Below are 21,858 nucleotides of genomic sequence, written 5' to 3' on the forward strand. Positions count from 1 at the left end.
TGATACGAGTTTATGTTTATTTCTTGCTGATGCGTGCATCCAGGCTGTATTTTCCCGGGCCAAAGAGCAGCAGCGCCAAGTAAATGGCGCCTAGCGCAGGTACCACCTCATGCTTCATTACATCCCAGCTGTTGACCTTGAGGATCATAAAAATGGTTACCAGCAGGGGAATGGTTGCCAGCCGGGTAAAAAGGCCCAGGATAAGCAAAGCAGAGCAAAAGAACTCTGCAAAGGTAGCTAAGCCCAGCGAAACGGAAGGGCTCAATCCCATAAAAGAAATGAATTGCTGCTTATAGCTGGCAAAATGAGAAAGTTTGTCCCAGCCGTGTGTGATCATGAGGCTGCCGGCAACAAGGCGCAACACCAGCGTGCCCAAATTGAAGGCCGATGGTGAATAGCTGTGGTAAAATAGTTTTTTCAAATGTCTGTCGTTTTGGAAAGGAAAGATATAGTAAATATCACGCCCGGCTTTTTGCGCCGGAACAAAAATATTACTTTTGGGCACAATCATTTGTACAAAACCGGACATGATCACACAACCCACGTTTCAATTTCTGAAGCAGCTGAAACAGCATAACAATAAAGAATGGATGGATGGCCATCGTAAGGAATATGAGACCGCCAAAGGCGATTTTGAGCTTTTTGTTACGGCAATACTGGAAGGGATCAGTGCCTTTGAGCCGCTTTTCCGGGATATCCCGGCCAAGCAATGCATGTTCCGCATTAACCGTGATATCCGGTTTTCGGAAGATAAATCACCTTACAAGACCAATTTTGGCGCACACTTCACCGTCGGCGGGAAAAAATCGCCGCATGCGGGCTTTTATTTTCACCTGGAGCCCGGTGCAGCCTTCATTGGCGGCGGCGCCTGGATGCCGCCCGCCGATATGCTGAAAAATATACGGCAGGAGATTGACTATGACCTGGCTGCCTTTGAACAGATCATTCACCAGAAGGATTTCAAAAAGCTATATCCAAAAATAGATGGCGAGCAGTTAAAAAAAGCCCCGCAGGGTTACGATCCGGCAAACCCGGCTATTGAGTACCTGCGCCACAAAAGCTTTACCGTAGGCCGTCCCGTAAGCGATAAAGAGCTATCGGATAAGAACCTGGTGAAGCAAACCGTGCAGGCCTTCAAAACGATGCAGCCTTTTATCGACTTCCTGAACCGCGCAGTGCCGCAATAATGAATGGTAATGGAAAGCGCCGTCCCGGTATTCCGGGACGGCGCTTTCCATTACTTTAAAGGACAACTATAAAACGATGCTTCGACAAGCGCTTCAATTATGATAGCCCTATACAGGAAACCAACCAAAAATAGGAGCGATGAAAAAAATCCATTTGGTTAATGATTAAACGTTGATCTATGATCCTATGCCCGGCAATGCTGCATTAAAGTTGATACCTGTTTTTAAGCCCGGGTGCGCCGGCCACAAAAAAACAGCGGAGCATTGTTTTTTTGCCGCCTTTTTTGCCTCTTTTTTGGCGGAGCAAAAAAGAGGAGGATAACGACACCCAATAAAAAGATGGGTAAAGTAAAGCGTGCTAATCAGTACTTATAGACCTACAAAACTTTCTTTCCTTTGTCCAGACAGTCACTAACTTTTTTATCAATTCTCCAGGAATTCCGCTTAATCCTGTTTTATCCCCTTCAGCTTTTCGGCCGGAAAGGGATATCGATGCCGGCAGTAAGCATGATCAGCTTTACATCGTACATTTCGTATGGCTGGCTGGCGTGTCCCTGTACGGATGTCGTATAGCTGTTGTTCATAAAGTTGAGCGGGTAGTATTGCAGTTTGAGGCTGAACAGGGGCCTCAGGTGCATTCCCACAAAAATATAAGGCATGACTTTAGGCGTACGGTCGCTAAACCACTCGTTGAACTTGGTTTTGTCGCCACGACGCACAAACCCTTTTTCCCGGTAATTGAATGGGAAATCTACGCCTCCGCCCAGGAGCAGGTAGCTGCCATATTTCACATCGCCCAGCTTTAGTCCCAATGGCACGCCCAGGGTATATACACGACGCTTTACCGTTGAATCGGGATTGTTGAATTTTTCAATAAAGCCGATATTTTTTAAGCTCAGGCCCGTATATAAACCCATACGCGGGCTGAAATCGTAATTGATATTGACCCCGATGTTGACAAAGCCGGTAAAACGCGGTGTAGACAGGCCGATAGCGTCATTTTGCCGTTGCGTCAGTGTTGTGCTCAGGATATAACCCTCCATACCGGTGCTCAGATAATATTTTTTTGAAGGGCGTCCCATTTTGGATTGCGCGCTCATGGTCAGCGGAAGCGCGAGGAGGAATAATAAAGTTATTTTATAGGTAGATTTCCAAATCATAGGGTTGGTTTTACCGTCAAAAGTAAGGTACGGCCGCGATTTCCGGAAATCAATCCTGTATGCCGGAGGTCTTGAACGGCCGCTGGAAGGACTGCTAATATTTCCGAAATACATCTTTGGCATGTTAATTGAATAATGATAATGCACAATCAACCGATCCCCTTAGGGAAAACGGTTGCCAAAATGTCTTATACCAACATGAATTTTAGAGAAATTGTTTTTAATAATATGAATGAGAACGATATGGAATTTATGCCTATCGTTCCATTAGGGGAGGTGGAAATGGAGGAGCAGGAAAAAAGTGAGTTGCCAGCAGATATTCCGGTTATTGCCCTGCGCAATACGGTTCTTTTCCCCAATGTAGTGCTCCCGATCACGGTTTCCCGCGATAAATCGGTAAAAGCAATAGCAGAAGGTAGCAAAAATGGCGGTATGATCGGCGTTTTGGCACAAAAGGACCAGGGCAATGAAGATCCGGAAACCCAGGATATCCACCGGGTAGGCACCATAGCCAAGATCGTAAAGCAGATCAAAATGCCCGATGGCAATACCACGATATTCATCATGGGGCGCATGCGTTTCGAGATCGAAGAATATACCCAGGAAGCGCCTTTTCTGCGGGCGAAGGTCAATTACCTCGACGATAAATTTCCAAAGGATGATAAGGAATTCGATGCCATGATCTCCTCGGTAAAAGATATGGCTGAAAGGATCATTGCGCTTTCACCCAATATCCCCGTAGAAACGGGGATGATGCTGCGGAATATCGAAAATTATTCTTTCCTCGTGCATTTCATTGCTTCCAACCTGGAAACCAAATTGATCGAAAAACAGGCATTATTGGAGCAAAACGACATCAAGGCGCGTACGCACCGGTTGATCGAGCTGCTGCAGGCCGACCTTCAAATGGCGGAACTGAAGAACGAGATCACGACCAAAACACGTGGCGAGATCGATAAGCAACAGCGCGAATACTTCCTGCAGCAGCAGCTGAAGAGCATTAACGAAGAGCTGGGTGGTGAAGGCAACGAAAGAGAGATCAAAGACCTCCAAAAGCGCGCCGAAAGCAAGAAATGGAACGAGGCGGCTAAAGAAACCTTCAAAAAGGGTCTGGGTAAGCTGGAGCGCATGCATCCCAATTCCCCGGATTATTCGGTGGTGTACAATCACCTCGACCTGATGCTGGACCTGCCCTGGGGCGAATATACCGAAGATAAGTACGATCTGAAAAAAGCGCTGAAGGTGCTGGATGCCGATCATTATAGCATGGAGAAGATCAAGGATCGTATCCTGGAATACCTGGCCGTGCTGAAGCTGAAAGGTGATATGAAATCGCCGATCCTCTGTTTTGTCGGTCCTCCCGGTATTGGTAAAACTTCGCTGGGACAAAGCATAGCCAATGCTGTGAACCGGAAATATGTGCGGTTAAGCCTGGGCGGCCTGCATGATGAAAGCGAGCTGCGCGGACATCGCAAAACTTATATCGGCGCTATGCCCGGCCGTATTATCCAGTCGCTGCGCAAAGTGAAGACGTCCAACCCGGTGTTTATTCTCGACGAGATCGATAAGATCGGAAAGGATTTCAGGGGAGACCCGAGCTCGGCCTTGCTGGAGATACTGGATCCGGAGCAGAACCATACCTTCTACGACAATTACCTCGAAATGGAGTATGACCTGTCCAAGGTACTCTTCATTGCCACAGCCAACAGCCTCAACGATATTCAGCCGGCCCTGCGCGACCGCCTGGAGATCATCCAGCTCTCCGGTTATAGCGTGGAAGAAAAAGTGGAGATCGCCAAACGTCACTTGCTGCCCAAGCAAAAGAAAGCACATGGCCTGGACCAGATCAATGTTAAGTATACCCCTACGATCATACAGCAGGTGATCAAGAATTATAGCCGGGAGTCGGGTGTACGTGAGCTGGATCGCCAGCTGGCCGCGATTATGCGCTCAATCGCCAGGCAGGTGGCCATGGAAGATAGAAAAGCGGTCAATATCGACGCGGCCCTTATAGAAAAAGCGCTGGGTAAGCCGAAGTACAGCAATGAGCTTTACCAGAAAGCCAACCCTCCGGGGGTAGCTGTGGGCCTGGCCTGGACCTATGTGGGCGGAGAGATACTCTTTATTGAGGTGAGTCTCAGCAAAGGCAAAGGCGGGTTGACCCTCACCGGCAACCTCGGCAATGTGATGAAGGAATCTGCATCTACAGCGCTCTCCTATCTTAAAGCGCATGCAGAACCGCTGAAGATCGATATGGCCCGCTTTGACGAGACCAATATTCATATTCACGTACCGGAAGGCGCCGTACCTAAAGACGGGCCCAGCGCGGGTGTTACGATGCTGAGCGCCCTGACCTCGGCTTTCACCGGCCGTAAGGTCAAGCCTTTCCTGGCTATGACGGGCGAGATCACGCTCAGGGGACAGGTGTTGCCCGTAGGCGGCATCAAGGAAAAAGTGCTGGCGGCCAAACGCGCCGGGCTTAAGGAGATATTGATGTGCGAGCAAAACCGCAGAGATGTTGAAGAGATCAATCCGGAGTTTATCAAAGGCATGAAATTTGCCTATGTCAGTGAAATGGGCGAGGTGCTGGAAAAGGCCTTGCTGAAACGATAATGATATTTTGAACATTTGCAACGGCCCGCCACCCCGGCGGGCCGTTGCCGTTTGTGAATCCCCCGGTATTTGTAGAGACGTTGCATGCAACGTCTCTACGGGTATGGTGCATGCAACGTCTCTACAGGTATGACGGGTATGGTGTTGCCGCAGTTCCGCGAACCATTCCAAACCGTAATTTTGTCGCCGAAATGAACCAGTCTGCCTCCTTACCTACCCAACGCTATTACCGTATTGCTGTCAGCGTTTTTTATTTCATACAAGGTATTGTGTTCGCGTCGTGGGCCAGCCGGATACCGGATATACAGGCCCGCCTGCAGCTGAACGACGCTGCGCTGGGTGGCGTGCTGTTTGCCATGCCGGCAGGGCAGCTGTTGGCCATGATGCTCTCGGGTTACCTGGTCAGCCGCAACGGCAGCAAAGCCATGCTCACCATTGGTGTGCTGCTGTATCCCCTGGCGCTTGTGCTGCTGGGTTGGGCAGCCCAGGTATGGCAGCTATCGGGAGCGCTGTTCCTGTTTGGTATTACCGGTAACCTTTGCAATATTTCGGTTAATACGCAAGGCGTCCAGGTCGAACGCCTGTACCGGCGCAGCATTATGGCTTCGTTTCATGGCTTGTGGAGTCTCGCGGGCTTTGTGGGTGGGCTTACCGCCACCGCAATGGTCGCGGCTAATATAAAGCCCTGGCCGCATTTTAGCATGATCTGCCTGCTGGCCTGGCTGTTGGCCCTGGTATTCCGCCGCTACCTGGTGCCGCGCGATGCAGGCCCCGAAGGCGCTATAGCGGCTAAGAAGCGGTTGGTACGCCCCGATGCTTTTATCCTTACCCTGGGACTTATCGCCTTTGCCTGCATGATCTGTGAGGGCACTATGTTTGACTGGACCGGTATTTATTTTGAAAAAATAGTACGTACGCCGAAAGCGCTGAGCAGGGTAGGCTATATCGCTTTTACCTTCACGATGGCGGGCGGAAGGTTTATCTCCGACGCGCTGGTTGCCCGCTATGGTGTTAAGCGTATTCTGCAGGCCAGCGGGATCACCATTGTAGCAGGAATGTTGCTGGCCGTTCTCTGGCCGCAGCTGGTACCTGCTACCATTGGGTTTTTGCTGGTTGGTATCGGCACTTCTTCCGTAGTACCTCTCGTCTATAGCGTGGCTGGCCGGTCTAAAAATATACCGGCAGGACTGGCACTGGCGCTTGTTTCTTCCATCGGTTTCCTGGGTTTTTTGCTGGGGCCGCCGCTAATTGGATTCTTGTCACAGGCTACTGATCTTCGCGTCGCTTTTGCATTTATTGCCTTGCTGGGCCTGGGCACAACGCTCCTGGCCCGGCGACTGAACAAGCTGAAGCGTTAGTGTTTTTGCGGTATATCAGTTTGGCTGATGCACCTATTGCATTTAAATGCCTGTCTGAAATTGGTTCTGATGATAATAATGTCTTTACTTTTGTACTGTAATAATATACCTTACAGATTTTGATCAATGCGGCGAAGCCAACGAATGATCGAGATCAGCCAGGAAAAGGTGCAGGGAGAAATAAGAACTGTTTGAAATAATTCTGAACATCGTTGTTGTTTTTTGCAGGGGCTGTCCGGATTTCCGGCAGCTCTTTTTCGTATAGACCTTGGAAAGGCCGTCCCATTAGCGGTGGGCAATACGATGTCGCTTTACAGGATCATTAACATTAAATTCAATCTATTTATACACTCATTCCTACTTGGTTAAAAATGCAGATTTTACCTTCGTATCTTGACCGGAACTTGCAGACAGCTATTATACAGTGCCCGTTCCTTGAATGATATGTTTATGAAAAAAATTATCCTGATAAGTCTCCTGGCCGTCTCCGGGGCTACAGCCGCAAGGGCGCAAAGCCAGGAAGCAGGCAATGACAAAGAATTAAAAGAACGGGTACTGGAAGAGATACGCAGCAACCTGGATCAGAGAAGCCAGGTGCTGGATGCCAATATTCACAAGCTTGATGCCCGCGTAAGCGCTCTGGACCTTTCCATTAATGAGACCAAAGATGCCAGAGAGAAGGCCGATAAGTTGTTCCTGCGGGTGCAGGCACTGGAAGACAAACAAAAGGCGATCGAAGAGAATGAGCTGAATATTTACCAGGCCAATTTTCAGTCGGCATTGGTAAACCTGGCTTCGATGGAACGGGAGATCAAACCCCTGGTATTGTTCAATACCACCCGCGAATTCTACAACCAGCTCAACGAAGCGGCCAACCCCATGAATTACCCGGGTTTCCGTGACTGGTTTGCAGGGTTTCACGATTATGTCAAAAAGAATAAGAACCAGGAGTCGACGCTGGCTATGAGTAGCAATCTGTTGCTGTTTTCCGGCGCGACCACACAATACGTACCTGTAGTAGGTCCTATTTCTTCGGTGCTGTTTGCAGGCATGTCTACCTATGTCACTTCTATTGGCAAAAAGAACAAGGCCCTTCGGGAACAAAGCGAAAAAATGATGACCCTTACCATGAAAGTAAGCCAGTTTGCTTACGACAAGGGTGCTGTAGAACAGGAATGGAAGCTGATCACGGCCGAGCTGCAAAGCCTGCAGCAGGTCTACCAAAAGGCCTTGAACGGAGATCTTTCCGTGGTCAAGGTCGGCGCAGGTGATTTTGACCAGCAGTTTGCCAGGGAAAGCGATGCAGAGAAGCGTTACCAGTACCTGACCGAGTTGCGGCGACGCGCCGGTGAATATGTTGCCGCGGCAAAGGCAGCCAATCCCAAGGACTGGAAAGCCGATATTTATTATCGCATGATGGATGTGCAATCGCTGAAGGTCCGGTTTGGTCAGCTCACTTTCCGTATCAGCGAGCATATTGTACGCTATGCCGATCTTTTCGATAAGTACCGGAACGACGACCAGATTGGTGCAAGGATCACCAACCTGGAGAGCCGTTTGAATACCTTAAAGGAGACCTTTGATAAAGCGTTTGATCCCCTGGATTATATTAACTCGGCCTCCCGTATGTATAAAGTAGGATAGAGAACTTCAAAATTGATACAGAATTCGCCGGTAGTTTGCACCCGTATGAAAGTATTAGCCGTAGAAGACAATAAGGAGCTGGCCAGCAGTATACACGACTACCTGGCCGGGGAGGGGTATATTTGTGAGGTTGCCTATGGATTTGAAGATGCGAAAGAAAAGCTAAGCCTGTTCAGCTACGACTGCCTCCTGCTCGATATCATGCTGCCCGATGGCAACGGGCTCGAATTGCTGCGCTGGATACAGCAAGAGCACATCAGCAGTGGTATCCTTATTATTTCGGCAAAAAATGCCCTGGACGATAAAGTTAACGGCCTCGAAGGTGGGGCAGACGATTATGTTACAAAGCCCTTTCACCTGCCGGAATTGCATGCCCGATTGAGGGCTATTTACCGCAGGAAAAAGCTGGAAGGGAGCAACCTGGTCAGCTTTAACGAGATCAACCTGAATACCGACACGCTGGAAGCCCATATCAACAATATATTGCTGGATATTACCCGGAAGGAATTTGACCTGCTGTTGTATTTCCTGGTCAATAAAAACCGCGTGCTGTCGCGCCAGTCCATAGCAGCGCATCTCTGGGGCGATTATACCGACAATTTGGCTAACTTTGATTTCGTATACCAGCACGTAAAGAACCTCCGCAAAAAGATCAATGCCGCCAACGGCGCCGACTATATTGAAACTGTATACGGGCTGGGGTATAAGTTTAATTCATCGAAAGTATGAAGCTGGTCAACAAGTTTACCTGGTCTTTTGTCGCGATCGTGTTGATCCTTACTCCGGTCACCATGTCCATTTCCTACCGCAGCATCAAGAAGCAGCTGGATAAGGCGGAAGGAGAACGGCTGGCCGAGATGAACAATAACGTTGCTGCCAAGCTACGGGCCGGTCATGCCAGCCAGGAGTATACACAAAGTCATCCGATTGCCATAACCAAGGTTCCTACACTGCCCGGGCAAACGGTGCAGATCATCGAAACGCAGGAATTCAACAATGCATTGAACCGGAAAGAATGCCTACTTACAGTAAATTCTTTCTATGAGATCAATGGCGAAAACTATAAAGTTTCCTCCTATAATTTTGTCACCAAGTCGGAACAGATATTCAGAGGAATGATGACCGCGGTGATCTGGAAGGTCATCCTGCTGGTGGCTGGTACCATTGTCACGGCCCGTGTGATCTCGCGCTTTGTATTGTCCCCGTTCCGTCAGACTATGGCGACAATCAATGGTTTTCGTGTGAAGCAAAAGGAAAAAATAGTACTACCGGAAACCAGTACTAAAGAGTTTAATGAGCTGAACAAGTTCCTGCAAAAGATGACAGATAAGGCCATCGAAGATTATGCCTCGGTAAAAGAGTTCAGTGAAAATGCTTCTCATGAGCTGCAAACACCGCTGGCTGTTATCCGCAGCAAGATCGAGCTGATGGCCGAAACCAATATTGATGCCACCCAGGCGGCGTTGATCGAAGATATGCAGAATGCGATCGAGAAGCTGTCAAGCATCAACCGCTCTCTTACACTGCTCACCAAGCTAGAGAACCAGGAATTTGAGGCCTCTCACGACATTAAGTTCTGCACGGTAACCAAACAGGTGATCGCCTCCCTGGAAGACTGGATTCAGATGAAGCAGCTGACGCTTACGCGTAGTCTTGATAAAGATGTGCCGCTGACGATCCACCCGGCGCTCGCCGAAATGCTGATGACCAATTTGCTCAGCAATGCTATAAGGCATAATATCCCCGGAGGCCGTATTGAAGTAGAGCTGAGCGCCAAAGGACTGGTGATCAGTAATACCGGCCTTCCTCCCGAAATCCCCACGGAGGAGCTGTTCCAGCGGTTTAAGAAAAGCAATCAAAGTGCCGATAGCATAGGCCTGGGCCTGGCCATCGTGAAGCAGATATGTGAAGTAAACCGTTTTGCCATTAATTACGAGTACAACGATGGCTGGCATATGATCGGCGTATGCTTTGACAGGAATAGCAAAATGGCGAGCGCCGCCCAGCGGTTTGCCCGTTTACAGCAGATATCGGTACCTGCTTAACAATTGCTTTGTTTTCCTGAAGCCCATCTTCAAAATTGCTTCAAAATGCTGCAGTCTCTTTGCATTCGAAACCAGCTCCGGGTTTCATTGTAAAACAGACACACCTCATGCAGATCAGGAATTATCTTATTGCATTACTCCTTTTTTCCAGTGAGATGACACCCCTTCGGGCACAGGATACCCTGTCGCTGAAGGAGGCTGTACGCCTCGCTATCGAAAATTATGGAACAGTGAAGGCCAAGGCCAATTATGCAGCGGCTTCCCGGGAACAGATCAGTCAGGCTAAACGGGAATATCTTCCCAATCTCAACTTGTCTGCCCAGCAGGATTATGGTACCATCAATGGTCAGAATGGCCCTTTATATGGTTTTGGCGGCCTGAGTGCCTCCTCCTCTGGCATTCCGCTCGATCACCAGAACTGGACGGCGGCATTCGGCGCCCTCTACCTTACCAATGTCAACTGGGATTTCTTTGCTTTTGGCCGTGCGAAAGAAAAGATACGTACGGCAGAAGCCACCGCAGCCAGGGACAATAAGGACTGGCAGCAAGAACTCTTCAGGCACCAGGTAAAGGTGGCCGGCACTTATCTCAACCTGCTGGCGGCACAGCAACTGCGCCGCTCTTATGAAAAGAACCTGGAGCGTGCCGATACGTTCAAGCGCATTGTTACCGTAAGGGCGCTGAACGGCCTTATCGCCGGTGTTGACTCGGCCCAGGCCAATGCTGAGCTTTCCAATGCACGCATTACACTGATCAAGGCACGGGATGTAGAGCAGGAGCAAAGTAACCAGTTGGCGCAGCTGATGGGTGTGCCACCCAGGGAGTTCCTGCTGGATACTTTTTTTGTTTCCCGTGTACCTATGATGCCGGCAGATAGCCAGGCGGCGGAGAACCACCCGGTACTGCAATGGTATAAAAGCCGTATGACACTCAGCGATGAACAAGTCCGGTATTATAAGACGCTTTATTACCCGGCATTCAGCCTGGTGGGCGTGCTGCAAACCCGCGGATCTGGATTCAATTCTGGTTATACCACCAATCAGAATGATTATAGTCAGGGCTATTGGGATGGTATTCATCCCACGCGTACCAATTATCTTTTGGGTGTTGGCGTTACCTGGAACATCACACAACCTTTACGGATCGCCAAGCAGGTCAAAGCGCAACGCTTTATCAGCAAAGGCCTGGAAGACGAATATGATCTGGCGGTACAGCAGGTCAATGCCCAGCTGCAGCTCTCCGATACCAAGATCGCCAATGCACTCGCCAGTTACAGGGAAGTACCGGTGCAGGTGCGGGCAGCATCAAATGCCTATCTGCAGAAATCGGTGCTGTATAAGAATGGGCTCACCAACCTTATCGATGTAACGCAGGCGCTTTATGTGCTCATCAGGGCCGAAACCGACCGGGATATCGCTAATAATAACGTATGGCAGGCCTTGTTGCTCAAAGCTGCCGCGGCCGGTGATTTTAATCTGTTCGAAAGCCAGCTGTAACGATGGCCATTCCTAATTCTTTAAGCAAAGTATCTTAAGCCAACCTTTATGAATTTAATCCGCTTCGCCTTACGTAAGCCTATTACAATACTGGTATTGGTAGCCGGCCTGTTCTTTTTTGGGGTTAAGGCGGTAACCAGCATCAAGATCGATATCTTTCCCAAGCTGGATATGCCGGTGATCTACCTGTCGCATCCATTTGGCGGATATACTTCCTCACAGATGGAGGCTTTCTTTGGTAAACAATACATCAATATTCTTCTTTTTGTCAATGGTGTAAAGAGTGTGGAGACCAAGAATATCTCGGGTCTTACACTGATCAAGATCAATTTCTATCCCGGTACCAATATGGCGCAGGCCGCGGCCGAGGTAAGCGCCTTCTCCAACCGTGCGCAGGCTATTTTTCCACCGGGATCAAACCCGCCTTTTATTATCCGCTTCGATGCGTCAACACTTCCTGTTGGCCAGCTGGTGCTCAGCAGTAAGACACGCAGCAACAATGAGCTGCTGGATATGGCGAACGTTTATGTACGTTCGGCCTTTACTTCGGTGCCGGGCCTGGTAGGTTCAACCCCTTTCGGTGGTAACATCCGTACGGTAGTGATCAAAGCTGATCCCGAACTATTGCGGGCACACAACATGACGCCGGATCAATTGGTGGAGGCGATGCGGCTAAACAACCAGGTAGCGCCTTCGGGCAATGTGAGGATCGGCGATAAGAATTACATTACCCCTACCAATACGACGATTGACAAGATCAAGGATTTTGAGAACATTCCTTTATTCAAGAATGGTGTGCAGAACCTCTACCTGCGCGATGTGGCGACGGTTGAAGATGGCGCCGATGTGACGACCAGCTATGCGCTTATTAATGGCAAGCGTTCCGTATACATCAGCATTGCTAAAAGCGCCGATGCCTCTACCTGGGAGGTGGTGCAGAACCTGAAAAAAGCAATGCCCAAAATGCAGGCGCAGCTGCCCGAAGATGTCAAGCTGAGCTATGAATTTGACCAGTCCACCTATGTGATCAATTCGGTAAAAAGCCTGTTGAGTGAAGGCGCGATAGGTGCGGTATTGACGGGTCTTATGGTGCTGCTGTTCCTGGGCGATCCCAGGGGAGCGCTCATCGTGATCCTTACCATTCCCACCTCCATTATCTCGGCGGTGCTGTTCCTGAATCTCTTTGGCCAGACTATCAATATCATGACCCTGAGCGGCCTGGCATTGGCGATCGGGATCCTGGTTGATGAAAGTACGGTCACGATCGAGAATATTCACCAGCACCTGGATATGGGTAAGCCCAAAGCCCTGGCCATATGGGATGCCTGTAAGGAGATCGCCTTTCCAAAGCTGCTTATCCTGTTCTGTATCCTGGCGGTGTTTGCTCCTGCCTTTACTATGGGCGGTATTCCGGGTTCTCTGTTCCTGCCGCTGGCATTGGCAATCGGCTTCAGCATGGTCGTATCTTATTTCCTGGCACAGACTTTCGTACCGGTAATGGCCAACTGGATCATGAAGATCAAGCACCATAAAAAGGCCGACGGTACAGAGATGAGCGATGCTGAAGAATTTGCAGCAGCAGGACTTTCGGCAGGTAGTGAAAAGGATACCTGGGAACAGAAAGCAGCGCTGGTAGAACGCGCCGATAGCAACCGGGATGGTAAGATCAGCCGGTTTGAACGGCTGCGTAACCGTTACCTCCGTTTTATCGACCGGATGATGCCTTACCGGAAGGTGATTGTGAGCGCTTATCTCCTGGTGGTGTGCGGCCTGGTGGCATTCATGATCAATAGCATCGGCCGTGATGTACTGCCTAAGGTAAACGGCGGTCAGTTCCAGGTGCGTCTGCGGGCGCCGGAGGGTACCCGTATCGAAGAGACGGAGCTGAAAACAGTAAAGCTGACCAATGCGATCAATGATATTGTTGGTAAAGAACACGTATCGATCACTTCAGCTTTTGTAGGGATGCATCCCCAGCTGTTTTCTACCGCCCCTATCTTCCTTTGGATGGCCGGACCGCATGAGGCCGTGCTGCAGGTGGCTTTGAAAGAAGACTATAAGACGAATCTCGATGAGCTTAAAGATAAGATCAGGGCCAGGGCCAAGCAGTTGGACAGTCGCTTGCAATTGTCTTTTGAGCCCATCGAGCTTACTGATAAAATCCTCAGCCAGGGCTCCCCTACACCGATAGAAGTCCGTTTTGCCGGAAGGGATAAAAAACTGAATGAGAAATACGCCATGATGATCGTTGAGAAGCTGAAGCAGATACCTTATCTGCGCGATGTGCAGCTGGGGCAATCTACCAAATACCCTGCACTTAATGTTAACATCGACCGTATGCGGGCAGCACAGCTGGGCGTTGATGTCAGCGACGTAACACGATCGCTCATTGCCTCTACATCCTCGTCGCGGCTTACCGAGAAGAATATCTGGGTAGATCAGAAAGCCGGTCTGAGCTATAGTGTACAGGTACAGGTTCCCGAGAGTAAGATGACGACGGTTAATGATATTGGCGAGATACCCCTGCAGAAAAATGCGACCCGGCCGGTATTGAGCGATGTAGCCACTATTACGCCATCTACTACTTACGGAGAGAACGATAACCTGGGCGCCATGCCGATCCTTACCGTAACAGCCAACCTGAATAATGTCGACCTGGGTAAGGCTTCCGCTGAAGTACAGCGGGCAATCAAGTCGCTGGGAGAGCTGCCCCGCGGCCTGAACGTAGAGCTGATCGGTCTGAGCAGTACTTTGGGCGAGACGCTGGATAGCCTGCAAAGTGGTCTGCTGGTAGCCATCGTGGTGATCTTCCTGATGCTGGCTGCCAATTTCCAATCCTTTAAAGTATCAGCCGTAGTATTGGCGACGGTGCCGGCCGTTTTGTTCGGTTCGCTCGCCCTGCTTATGCTTTGCGGCTCTACACTGAATCTGCAATCTTACATGGGTATGATCATGTCCGTAGGGGTATCGATCTCCAATGCCGTACTGCTTATTACTAATGCAGAACAGTTGCGCAAACACAATGGTAATGCGCTGTTGTCGGCCAAGGAAGCTGCAGCACTGCGCCTGCGCCCGATCCTGATGACGGCGCTGGCGATGGTGGTAGGTATGATCCCCATGGCCAGCGGATTGGGCGAGGCCGGCGATCAGTCTTCTCCGTTGGGTAGAGCCGTGATCGGCGGTCTGATAGCATCTACATTTGCTGCCTTGTTCATTCTCCCGCTCACCTTTGCCTGGGGACAGGGAAAAGCTACTACGCAAAGTGTATCGCTCGATCCCGAAGATGAAGAAAGTAAATTTTATGTTCCTCTGAAATAATACCATAGCCATAAACGCAAAAACAAACAAGCGATGAAACAGATAATAAAAATAGCATTGAGCCTGATGATCCCGCTTTCCGGTGTCTGGATATTTTCCGGCTGCGGCACCTCCTCGGCCGATGAACATAAGCAGGGAGCCATGACCTCAGGGCCGGAACTGGAGGCTTTTCGGCTGCAGGAAGGACAGATGAGCACTTCTATGCAAATTCCCGGTGAGCTGGTTGCGTTTCAGCAAGTAGACCTGTATGCCAAGGTCAGCAGCTTCGTCCGGAAACTGTACGTCGATGTGGGCTCAGAGGTGACAACCGGCCAGTTGCTGGCGGTAATGGAAGCCCCGGAGCTTAATGCACAGCTGTCGGGCGCGCAGTCGAGGCTCAAGTCGCAAGAAGCGCTGTACCTGGCAAGCAAAGCTACTTATGACCGTCTATTGGAGACCAGCAAAACACCGGGTACGGTTTCTCAGAACGATCTGGATCAGGCTTATGCCAAGCAGCGGTCCGACCTGGCCCAGCTGGATGCCGCCCGTGCGGCGCAAAAGGAAGTGACCGATAACCGTGGTTACCTGGAGATCAGGGCGCCTTTTAGTGGGGTGATCAGTGCCCGTAATGTAAGCACCGGCGCCTATGTAGGGCCTGCGGGTAAAGGTTCTGATATGCCTATCTTCACCCTGCAGGAGCAAAAGAAGCTGAGGCTGGTGGTAAGTGTACCGGATGCGTACACCGGCTATCTGAAAAATAAAAGCGAAGTCAGCTTTACCGTTCGTGCTGCGTCAGGACATAAGTTCACGGCCTCTGTAGCCCGCCTGGCCGGTGCATTGGATTATCGTTTACGGTCGCAGCGTACCGAGATGGACGTGATCAACGAAGACAAGCAATTATTGCCGGGCATGGTAGCCGAAGTGGAGATACCGATGAACAGCGATGCCCGTACTTTTGTAGTGCCTGCCTCAGCGGTATTGAATTCGACCAAAGGCGTGTATGTGATCAAAGTGGTCAATGGGAAAACCTTGTGGGTACCCGTAACCACCGGACGGACATCGGACGACCGTACCGAAATATTCGGTAATATCGCAATTGATGATGTGCTGGTGAAGCAAGCCAGCGAGGAGGTGCGCGACAGCAGCAGTGCGCCCAGATTAAAGATTAACTAAAAGGCAACTTTAAAGGTATTGCGATTGTTGTCCCGTGGCCGGGCGGCAGTTTTGTTTTCCTGTAGTCGCCAGCTAAACACGCTATACATGTCGCTATTATTTTCTCCTTTGCCGGTCAAAGGCCTATTGTTGAAAAACCGGATCGTGGTGTCGCCAATGTGTCAATATTCTGCGGAAGATGGCTTTGCCAACGATTGGCACCTGGTGCATCTCGGAAGCCGGGCCGTGGGTGGCGCGGCATTGATCCTGTCCGAGGCGACGGCCATATCTTCCGAAGGACGGATATCGCCGGACGATCTGGGTATCTGGAAAGAGGAACATATCGCTAAGCTGAAGCAGATAACGGACTTTATACACCGGCAGCACGCTTATGCGGGCATTCAGCTGGCACATGCGGGGCGCAAAGCCAGCACGCGGGCGCCCTGGAAAGGTAATGTACAGATCGGCAGGGCCGAAGGAGGCTGGCCTACAGTGGCGCCATCGGCCATTGCTTATCGCGAAGCAGATGAGCTTCCCCTGGCCTTAGACAAACAGGGTATCGAAAAAGTGATTGCTGATTTTGCGATGGCAGCCGGACGCGCAGTAGCAGCGGGCTACGATGTGATTGAGTTGCATGCGGCACATGGCTACCTGCTGCATCAATTCCTGTCGCCGCTGAGCAACCAACGGACAGACGAATACGGCGGTAGCTTTGATAACAGAACGCGGCTATTGCTGGAGGTGATCGATGCGGTTCAACCGAAAATGAAGGCGCATATGCCCTTATTTGTACGGATATCCGCTACCGACTGGGCCGATGGCGGATGGGATATCGACCAGTCTGTAGCGCTGGCAGGGCTACTTGCTGATAAGGGTGTCGATCTGATCGATGTTTCTACGGGGGGACTGGTTACGGGTGTGCGCATTCCCCTGGAGCCCGGTTACCAGGTCCCTTTTGCAGAAAGGATCAGGAAAGAGACAGGTATGATGACCGGAGCTGTAGGTCTGATCAATAGCGCGCAGCAAGCCGAGCAAATACTTGAAGACGAGCAAGCCGACCTGGTTTTAATGGCCAGGGAGCTGCTGCGCGATCCTTATTTCCCCTTGCGTGCGGCCGTACAGTTGGGTGACGAGCCGGCTTATCTGCCCCAATATGAAAGAGCGAAGCCGGGTAGGGAAAAATAGAAGACAGTTGTCCTTTTAGGAAAAACATAATGTCTATGAAGAAATGGCTGCTAGTCTTTGCTGTTTTGCTGTCCTTTGGTGCATCGGCCCAGGAGGGTTGTTATGAGGTAACCGCAACCAACCTGGAAAATATAGCATATCCTTTCCCTGTAGACCGTATTCACCTCGTGATCCAGGGAGAGCAATTGCAAATGGCCTTTATGGATGTACAGCCCAGAAAGCCTAATGGAAGAACGGTACTATTGCTGCACGGGAAGAATTTCTGCGGGGCTTACTGGGAGCAGACAGTAAGGGACCTGCTGAAAGAAGGCTACCGGGTGGTGATCCCCGATCAGATCGGTTTTGGTAAATCGTCCAAGCCCCACCGGATCCAGTATAGCTTCCAGTTGCTGGCGCTCAATACCAAAGCTATCCTTGACCGCCTGCATATTGGCAAGGCTATTGTGGTTGGTCATTCTATGGGTGGTATGCTCGCTGCCCGTTTTGCATTGATGTTCCCTGAGCTTGTGGAGCAACTGGTATTGGAGAATCCTCTTGGCCTGGAAGATTGGAAACGGGTAGTGTCCTATCAAACAGTGGACGACTGGTATGCTTCCGAGTTGAAGCAGACTTACGAAAGCCTGAAGCAATACCAGATGGACTTTTATTATAACCACGAATGGAAGCCCGAATATGACCGCTGGATCGAGATACCGGCGGGTTGGACACGCAATGCCGACTATCCGCGTATTGCCTGGAATTCGGCTTTGTTATATGATATGATCTTTACACAGCCGGTATGTTACGAATGGGAACAAATACAGGCGCCCACTTTGCTCATCATCGGGCAGAAGGACAGGACAGCGCTGGGCAAGGGCAGGGCTTCAAGATCGGTGCAGGAAAGTCTGGGCAACTATCCGCGACTGGGCCGGGAAACAGCCAAAAGAATAAAGCATTGCCGGCTGAAGGAAATAGACGATGCTGGTCATGCGCCACATTTGTCCGATTACCGGCAGTTCAGGAAAGCCTTGCTTGGCTTCCTGGAAGACTAGAATAATAACCAATATACTTGATATGCTTATGGAAAAAAGACAATTGGGGCAATCGGACCTGATGGTAGCCCCGCTTACAATGGGAGGCAATGTTTTTGGCTGGACGATTGATGAAGCCCGTTCCTTCGAGGTGCTCGATGGCTTTACCGCTGCCGGTTTCAATCTCATCGATACAGCTGATGTATATAGCCGCTGGGCAGCAAATAATGAGGGTGGAGAATCGGAGACGATCATCGGCAACTGGATGAAGGCGAGGAACAATCGCAATGACGTGATTATCGCCACTAAGGTAGGCGGAGATATGGGACAGGGCAAAAAGGACCTTTCCCGTAGCTATATCATTAGAGCCGCGGAAGATTCATTACGGCGTCTGCAAACCGATTATATCGATCTTTACCAGACCCATTGGGACGATGATACGACGCCGGTTGAAGAAACATTGGAAGCATACCAGCAGTTGATCAAAGAAGGTAAAGTGCGTTGGATTGGGGCTTCCAACCTCAGCCCTGCCCGGCTGCTGGCCTCTTTGACGGCCAGCGAAAAGCAAGACCTGCCCCGTTATCAGACCTTTCAACCGCATTATAACTTGTATGTCCGTGACCAATTTGAAAAGGAACTGGAACAGATATGTACCGATCACAGGCTTGGGGTGATCAGTTATTATTCCCTGGCCAGCGGCTTCCTTACGGGCAAGTACAGGAGCAAAGAAGATCTCTCGAAGAGTGCAAGAGGTGGCGGCGTAGCAACCTACCTGGACGAAAGAGGATTTAAAATACTGGCTGCGCTGGATCAGGTAGCAGCACGCTACCATACCCAACCGGCAAGCGTCGCCATAGCTTGGCTGATCGCCCGGCCCTCGGTAACCGCTCCTATCGCCAGCGCGACCTCCCTGACGCAATTGCAGGATCTTATCGCAGCAGCGCAATTATCCCTGGATGCCGACGCGATCGCCCTGTTGGATGAAGCCAGTGCCTGGCGTTGATTTTTTATAATAAATTACCTGTAGAGACGTTGCATGCAACGTCTCTACAGGCATGGAATACACATACAATGCAACGCCTTTACACATTTATGCGATGCATTACATAAATGTGTAAAGGTTCCAGTGATATTTCTATTTTTTTGTAATCCGGTCTAGCTGCGACCGTATTTCGTATTTTCAATCCTGTGACGCTGTACAGGAATCAATACAGAATAGAATCGGCACGATTGAACGGTTGGGATTACCGCAATCCTGGTGGTTATTTCGTGACCATTTGCACCCGGGAGCATCAATGCTATTTTGGCGATATTCAAAAAGATAGTATGATGCTGAATTTCCTGGGCGACTATGCCCGGCATTGTTGGGCGCAAATACCCCTGCATTTTCCCAATGCTGCATTAGACCAATTTGTGATCATGCCCAATCATGTACATGGTATTATCGTGCTGCATAACAAAGATTATACTCCTGTTGTCAGAGATATGGTGAAAGATGATGGCAGTCTGAAATGCCGCGTAATGTCCGGTATCTCACCATTACCTCAATCACTGGCGGTCATCGTCCGTTCATTCAAAAGCGCTGTCACCCGCTGGGCCAATGAACAGCAAATTCCCTTCGCCTGGCAGGCCCGGTTTCACGATCATATTATCAGGGATGAACAGGAATGGGGCCGGATCTCTGATTACATCGTGAAGAATCCACGTAACTGGAAAAAGGACAAATTTTATAAACGTTAAAAACGACCTGTAGAGACGTTGCATGCAACGTCTCTACAAACTGGGATACACATGCAACGTCTCTACAGGCCGGAGAGGTACGCGTTATCATTTCAGTGCTTTGCCATAGGTGCGCGCCATGCCTTGGATGATGATCCGTTTGGGAATAATGCCGGAAAGGTAAGCGCCCAGCCGGTTGGTTGCGCCGGGAACATACGTCCTTTTTCGTTTGCGGAAGGCGTAAAGGCCCTGCCGGGCCGCCGCTGCTACCGGCATTAGCCAGCGTTTCAATGGCGAAAATTTATCGTTATCGGTCATTTCTGTAACCATGCCTCCCGGCAGGTATACCGTCATGGAAAAACGCTTGTTGTGAAGCTCATGGGATAAGGCCGTTATGAAATTAAGCATAAAGCCCTTGGTCCCGGAATAGGCTGCCTGGTAGGGTGTAGGCAACACGGCGGCCATACTCGATACGATCATAAGACCACCTTCCTTTTGCTTGCGTTCAAAATAGGCCGCTAATTGCTGGGTCATGCGTACCATGCCACTCACATTGGTTTGCAGCATTTGTTCAAAGTGTGCCCACTCCAACTCAAGGTGCTCGCCGAAATAAGTGATGCCTGCATTGAGAATAGCGCCGTAAAGATTGTCTTCTTCAAGGGCCGCCGCTACACAACGGTCAATATCTTCAAGCCGGGAAAGATCGGCAGTAACGACTTTTACTTTCGTGGCAGGCGCTGCTTGTGCGATAACCTGTTTCAGTGCCTCCAGCTTGTCGGCACGGCGGGCGACCAGGATAAGATGCGCCTTATGCCGGGTGGCCAACTGGATTGCCATCTCGTAGCCTAGTCCCGAAGAGGCTCCCGTAACCATTACCCACCGGTCTGCAAATTGTAATTGTGCCATGCAATGTATTTATTTTCCCGCCGGCTTTATAGACCTTAAGGATTTGCAAAAGTAACGAACCTGTCTCTGATTGCATTTGTCGATACCGGTATGCATTTTGTGGTTGCAATGAGCTACATTTTCAGCTGTTAAATGCCGAAATTTGCAATGCTACGTTTCCTATGAATAGGCTCGACTTTTTAAAAATGATGTCCATTACACCTTTATCCGGAAGTATTGCAGGGCTAAGCACCCTGGAGCAATACGCCGATCCATTGCTGAGCACAGAGCCGATGCCGGTCTTCTTTTTTGGGCATGGTAGCCCGATGAACGCCATTGAGCTAAATGAATTTTCAATAGAATGGGAACGGATAGGGCAGACGCTGCCCCGTCCAAACGCCATTCTTTGTATTTCGGCACACTGGCTTACCCGGGGTACGTTGATCACAGGAATGGCGCGACCGAGGACCATTCACGATTTCGGCGGTTTCCCCGACGAATTGTTCCGGGTCGAGTATCCTGCGCCCGGTAGCCCCGAGCTGGCGGGAGAAACTGTTGCGTTGCTTCCCGATGCTGCCCTGGATGAAGCTTGGGGATTGGACCATGGCTGTTGGAGTGTAGTAAAGCATCTGTACCCCGAGGCCGATGTTCCGGTGATACAGATGAGTATTGATTATCATCAGCCGGCCCAATACCATTACGACCTGGCCCGCCGGTTGGCAGTGTTGCGGCGGAAAGGAATACTGATCGTCGGCAGCGGGAATATGGTGCATAATCTCCGTATGGTCGCCTGGGAGAAAATGGATGAGCCTGGGTTTGCTTTTGATTGGGCCACGGAGGCCAATGAGCAAATGAAATATTGGATCGGCGCCGGAGATCATCGTCCCTTGATCGATTTCACGCATCAGGGTAAGGCATTCGATCTGGCCATTCCTACACCGGATCATTATTTCCCTATGCTATATGCGCTTGCCTTGCAGGAAAATAAGGATGAGCTTCATTTTTTTAATGATAAAGCGGTTATGGGTTCGCTTACCATGACTTCGTTCCGAATAGGGAAAAGTTGATTGTAACGCCTGTATTCATAAAAAAACGATAGGGCCGGAT

General features: G+C 50.2%; 17 protein-coding genes. 14 read left to right on the top strand and 3 right to left on the bottom strand.

The window, feature by feature from the left end; translation table 11 throughout:
- Nucleotides 1-16 precede the first annotated feature (16 nt).
- Complete coding sequence (locus DZK30_RS02200; protein WP_162902763.1) at nt 17-421, bottom strand: DoxX family protein; 405 nt, start codon at nt 419-421, stop codon at nt 17-19.
- A gap of 106 nt (nt 422-527) precedes the next feature.
- Here DZK30_RS02200 and DZK30_RS02205 point away from each other — a divergent pair, with 106 nt between their 5' ends.
- Nucleotides 528-1,187 (top strand): DUF2461 domain-containing protein, encoded by a 660-nt coding sequence (locus DZK30_RS02205; protein WP_118972445.1) that lies wholly within the window; start codon nt 528-530, stop codon nt 1,185-1,187.
- Between the two features lie 464 nt (nt 1,188-1,651).
- Here the strand turns inward: DZK30_RS02205 and DZK30_RS02210 are convergent, their stop codons facing one another.
- Nucleotides 1,652-2,347 (bottom strand): outer membrane beta-barrel protein, encoded by a 696-nt coding sequence (locus DZK30_RS02210; RefSeq protein ID WP_162902764.1) that lies wholly within the window; start codon nt 2,345-2,347, stop codon nt 1,652-1,654.
- 198 nt (nt 2,348-2,545) lie between these two features.
- On the opposite strand from DZK30_RS02210, the gene lon reads away from it, so the two are divergent.
- The 12 genes from lon (at nt 2,546) to DZK30_RS02270 (ending at nt 19,887) form a co-directional block, all read left to right on the top strand.
- Nucleotides 2,546-4,960, top strand: coding sequence for an endopeptidase La (gene lon / locus DZK30_RS02215; protein WP_118973372.1), 2,415 nt, complete (start codon nt 2,546-2,548; stop codon nt 4,958-4,960).
- A gap of 191 nt (nt 4,961-5,151) precedes the next feature.
- Nucleotides 5,152-6,318, top strand: coding sequence for an MFS transporter (locus tag DZK30_RS02220; protein WP_118972447.1), 1,167 nt, complete (start codon nt 5,152-5,154; stop codon nt 6,316-6,318).
- A 450-nt stretch (nt 6,319-6,768) separates the two neighbouring features.
- Nucleotides 6,769-7,962 carry a hypothetical protein gene (locus DZK30_RS02225; protein WP_162902765.1) on the top strand — a complete coding sequence of 398 codons (1,194 nt, stop codon included), beginning with the start codon at nt 6,769-6,771 and terminating at the stop codon, nt 7,960-7,962.
- A 45-nt stretch (nt 7,963-8,007) separates the two neighbouring features.
- On the top strand, nt 8,008-8,691 hold the full coding sequence (locus DZK30_RS02230; RefSeq protein WP_118972449.1) for a response regulator transcription factor: 684 nt from the start codon (nt 8,008-8,010) through the stop codon (nt 8,689-8,691).
- Nucleotides 8,688-10,007, top strand: a complete 1,320-nt coding sequence (locus DZK30_RS02235) for a sensor histidine kinase (RefSeq protein ID WP_118972450.1) — start codon at nt 8,688-8,690, stop codon at nt 10,005-10,007. Before DZK30_RS02230 ends, DZK30_RS02235 begins: the two co-directional genes overlap by 4 nt.
- A gap of 107 nt (nt 10,008-10,114) precedes the next feature.
- Nucleotides 10,115-11,503 carry a TolC family protein gene (locus DZK30_RS02240; RefSeq protein WP_118972451.1) on the top strand — a complete coding sequence of 463 codons (1,389 nt, stop codon included), beginning with the start codon at nt 10,115-10,117 and terminating at the stop codon, nt 11,501-11,503.
- A 48-nt stretch (nt 11,504-11,551) separates the two neighbouring features.
- Nucleotides 11,552-14,821 carry an efflux RND transporter permease subunit gene (locus tag DZK30_RS02245; RefSeq protein ID WP_118972452.1) on the top strand — a complete coding sequence of 1,090 codons (3,270 nt, stop codon included), beginning with the start codon at nt 11,552-11,554 and terminating at the stop codon, nt 14,819-14,821.
- Nucleotides 14,822-14,854: 33 nt separating this feature from the next.
- A complete protein-coding gene (locus DZK30_RS02250) occupies nt 14,855-15,973 on the top strand; it encodes an efflux RND transporter periplasmic adaptor subunit (protein WP_118972453.1) in 1,119 nt (372 codons plus the stop codon).
- Between the two features lie 87 nt (nt 15,974-16,060).
- The gene (locus tag DZK30_RS02255) at nt 16,061-17,137 is read left to right on the top strand and encodes an NADH:flavin oxidoreductase/NADH oxidase (protein WP_118972454.1); all 1,077 of its coding nucleotides are present in this window, start codon (nt 16,061-16,063) and stop codon (nt 17,135-17,137) included.
- Nucleotides 17,138-17,172: 35 nt separating this feature from the next.
- Nucleotides 17,173-18,168 (top strand): alpha/beta fold hydrolase, encoded by a 996-nt coding sequence (locus tag DZK30_RS02260; RefSeq protein WP_118972455.1) that lies wholly within the window; start codon nt 17,173-17,175, stop codon nt 18,166-18,168.
- 28 nt (nt 18,169-18,196) lie between these two features.
- The gene (locus DZK30_RS02265; RefSeq protein WP_118972456.1) at nt 18,197-19,150 is read left to right on the top strand and encodes an aldo/keto reductase; all 954 of its coding nucleotides are present in this window, start codon (nt 18,197-18,199) and stop codon (nt 19,148-19,150) included.
- A gap of 185 nt (nt 19,151-19,335) precedes the next feature.
- Nucleotides 19,336-19,887 (top strand): transposase, encoded by a 552-nt coding sequence (locus tag DZK30_RS02270; protein WP_118972457.1) that lies wholly within the window; start codon nt 19,336-19,338, stop codon nt 19,885-19,887.
- 87 nt (nt 19,888-19,974) lie between these two features.
- Here the strand turns inward: DZK30_RS02270 and DZK30_RS02275 are convergent, their stop codons facing one another.
- Nucleotides 19,975-20,772 (bottom strand): SDR family NAD(P)-dependent oxidoreductase, encoded by a 798-nt coding sequence (locus tag DZK30_RS02275; protein WP_118972458.1) that lies wholly within the window; start codon nt 20,770-20,772, stop codon nt 19,975-19,977.
- 161 nt (nt 20,773-20,933) lie between these two features.
- On the opposite strand from DZK30_RS02275, the gene ygiD reads away from it, so the two are divergent.
- Entirely contained in the window at nt 20,934-21,818 is an 885-nt protein-coding gene (gene ygiD, locus DZK30_RS02280; RefSeq protein WP_118972459.1) for a 4,5-DOPA-extradiol-dioxygenase, read from the top strand.
- The last annotated feature ends 40 nt before the right edge of the window (nt 21,819-21,858 follow it).

It is taken from the genome of Taibaiella koreensis (assembly GCF_003545715.1).
GTDB lineage: Bacteria > Bacteroidota > Bacteroidia > Chitinophagales > Chitinophagaceae > Taibaiella > Taibaiella koreensis.

What these genes read in the sequence shown, in the direction of transcription:
- DZK30_RS02205 (WP_118972445.1), top strand. Translation starts at nt 528, where the DNA reads ATGATCACACAACCCACGTTTCAATTTCTGAAGCAGCTGAAACAGCAT.
- DZK30_RS02210 (WP_162902764.1), bottom strand. Translation starts at nt 2,347, where the DNA reads ATGATTTGGAAATCTACCTATAAAATAACTTTATTATTCCTCCTCGCG.
- lon (WP_118973372.1), top strand. Translation starts at nt 2,546, where the DNA reads ATGAATTTTAGAGAAATTGTTTTTAATAATATGAATGAGAACGATATG.
- DZK30_RS02220 (WP_118972447.1), top strand. Translation starts at nt 5,152, where the DNA reads ATGAACCAGTCTGCCTCCTTACCTACCCAACGCTATTACCGTATTGCT.
- DZK30_RS02225 (WP_162902765.1), top strand. Translation starts at nt 6,769, where the DNA reads ATGAAAAAAATTATCCTGATAAGTCTCCTGGCCGTCTCCGGGGCTACA.
- DZK30_RS02230 (WP_118972449.1), top strand. Translation starts at nt 8,008, where the DNA reads ATGAAAGTATTAGCCGTAGAAGACAATAAGGAGCTGGCCAGCAGTATA.
- DZK30_RS02235 (WP_118972450.1), top strand. Translation starts at nt 8,688, where the DNA reads ATGAAGCTGGTCAACAAGTTTACCTGGTCTTTTGTCGCGATCGTGTTG.
- DZK30_RS02240 (WP_118972451.1), top strand. Translation starts at nt 10,115, where the DNA reads ATGCAGATCAGGAATTATCTTATTGCATTACTCCTTTTTTCCAGTGAG.
- DZK30_RS02245 (WP_118972452.1), top strand. Translation starts at nt 11,552, where the DNA reads ATGAATTTAATCCGCTTCGCCTTACGTAAGCCTATTACAATACTGGTA.
- DZK30_RS02250 (WP_118972453.1), top strand. Translation starts at nt 14,855, where the DNA reads ATGAAACAGATAATAAAAATAGCATTGAGCCTGATGATCCCGCTTTCC.
- DZK30_RS02255 (WP_118972454.1), top strand. Translation starts at nt 16,061, where the DNA reads ATGTCGCTATTATTTTCTCCTTTGCCGGTCAAAGGCCTATTGTTGAAA.
- DZK30_RS02260 (WP_118972455.1), top strand. Translation starts at nt 17,173, where the DNA reads ATGAAGAAATGGCTGCTAGTCTTTGCTGTTTTGCTGTCCTTTGGTGCA.
- DZK30_RS02265 (WP_118972456.1), top strand. Translation starts at nt 18,197, where the DNA reads ATGGAAAAAAGACAATTGGGGCAATCGGACCTGATGGTAGCCCCGCTT.
- DZK30_RS02275 (WP_118972458.1), bottom strand. Translation starts at nt 20,772, where the DNA reads ATGGCACAATTACAATTTGCAGACCGGTGGGTAATGGTTACGGGAGCC.
- ygiD (WP_118972459.1), top strand. Translation starts at nt 20,934, where the DNA reads ATGAATAGGCTCGACTTTTTAAAAATGATGTCCATTACACCTTTATCC.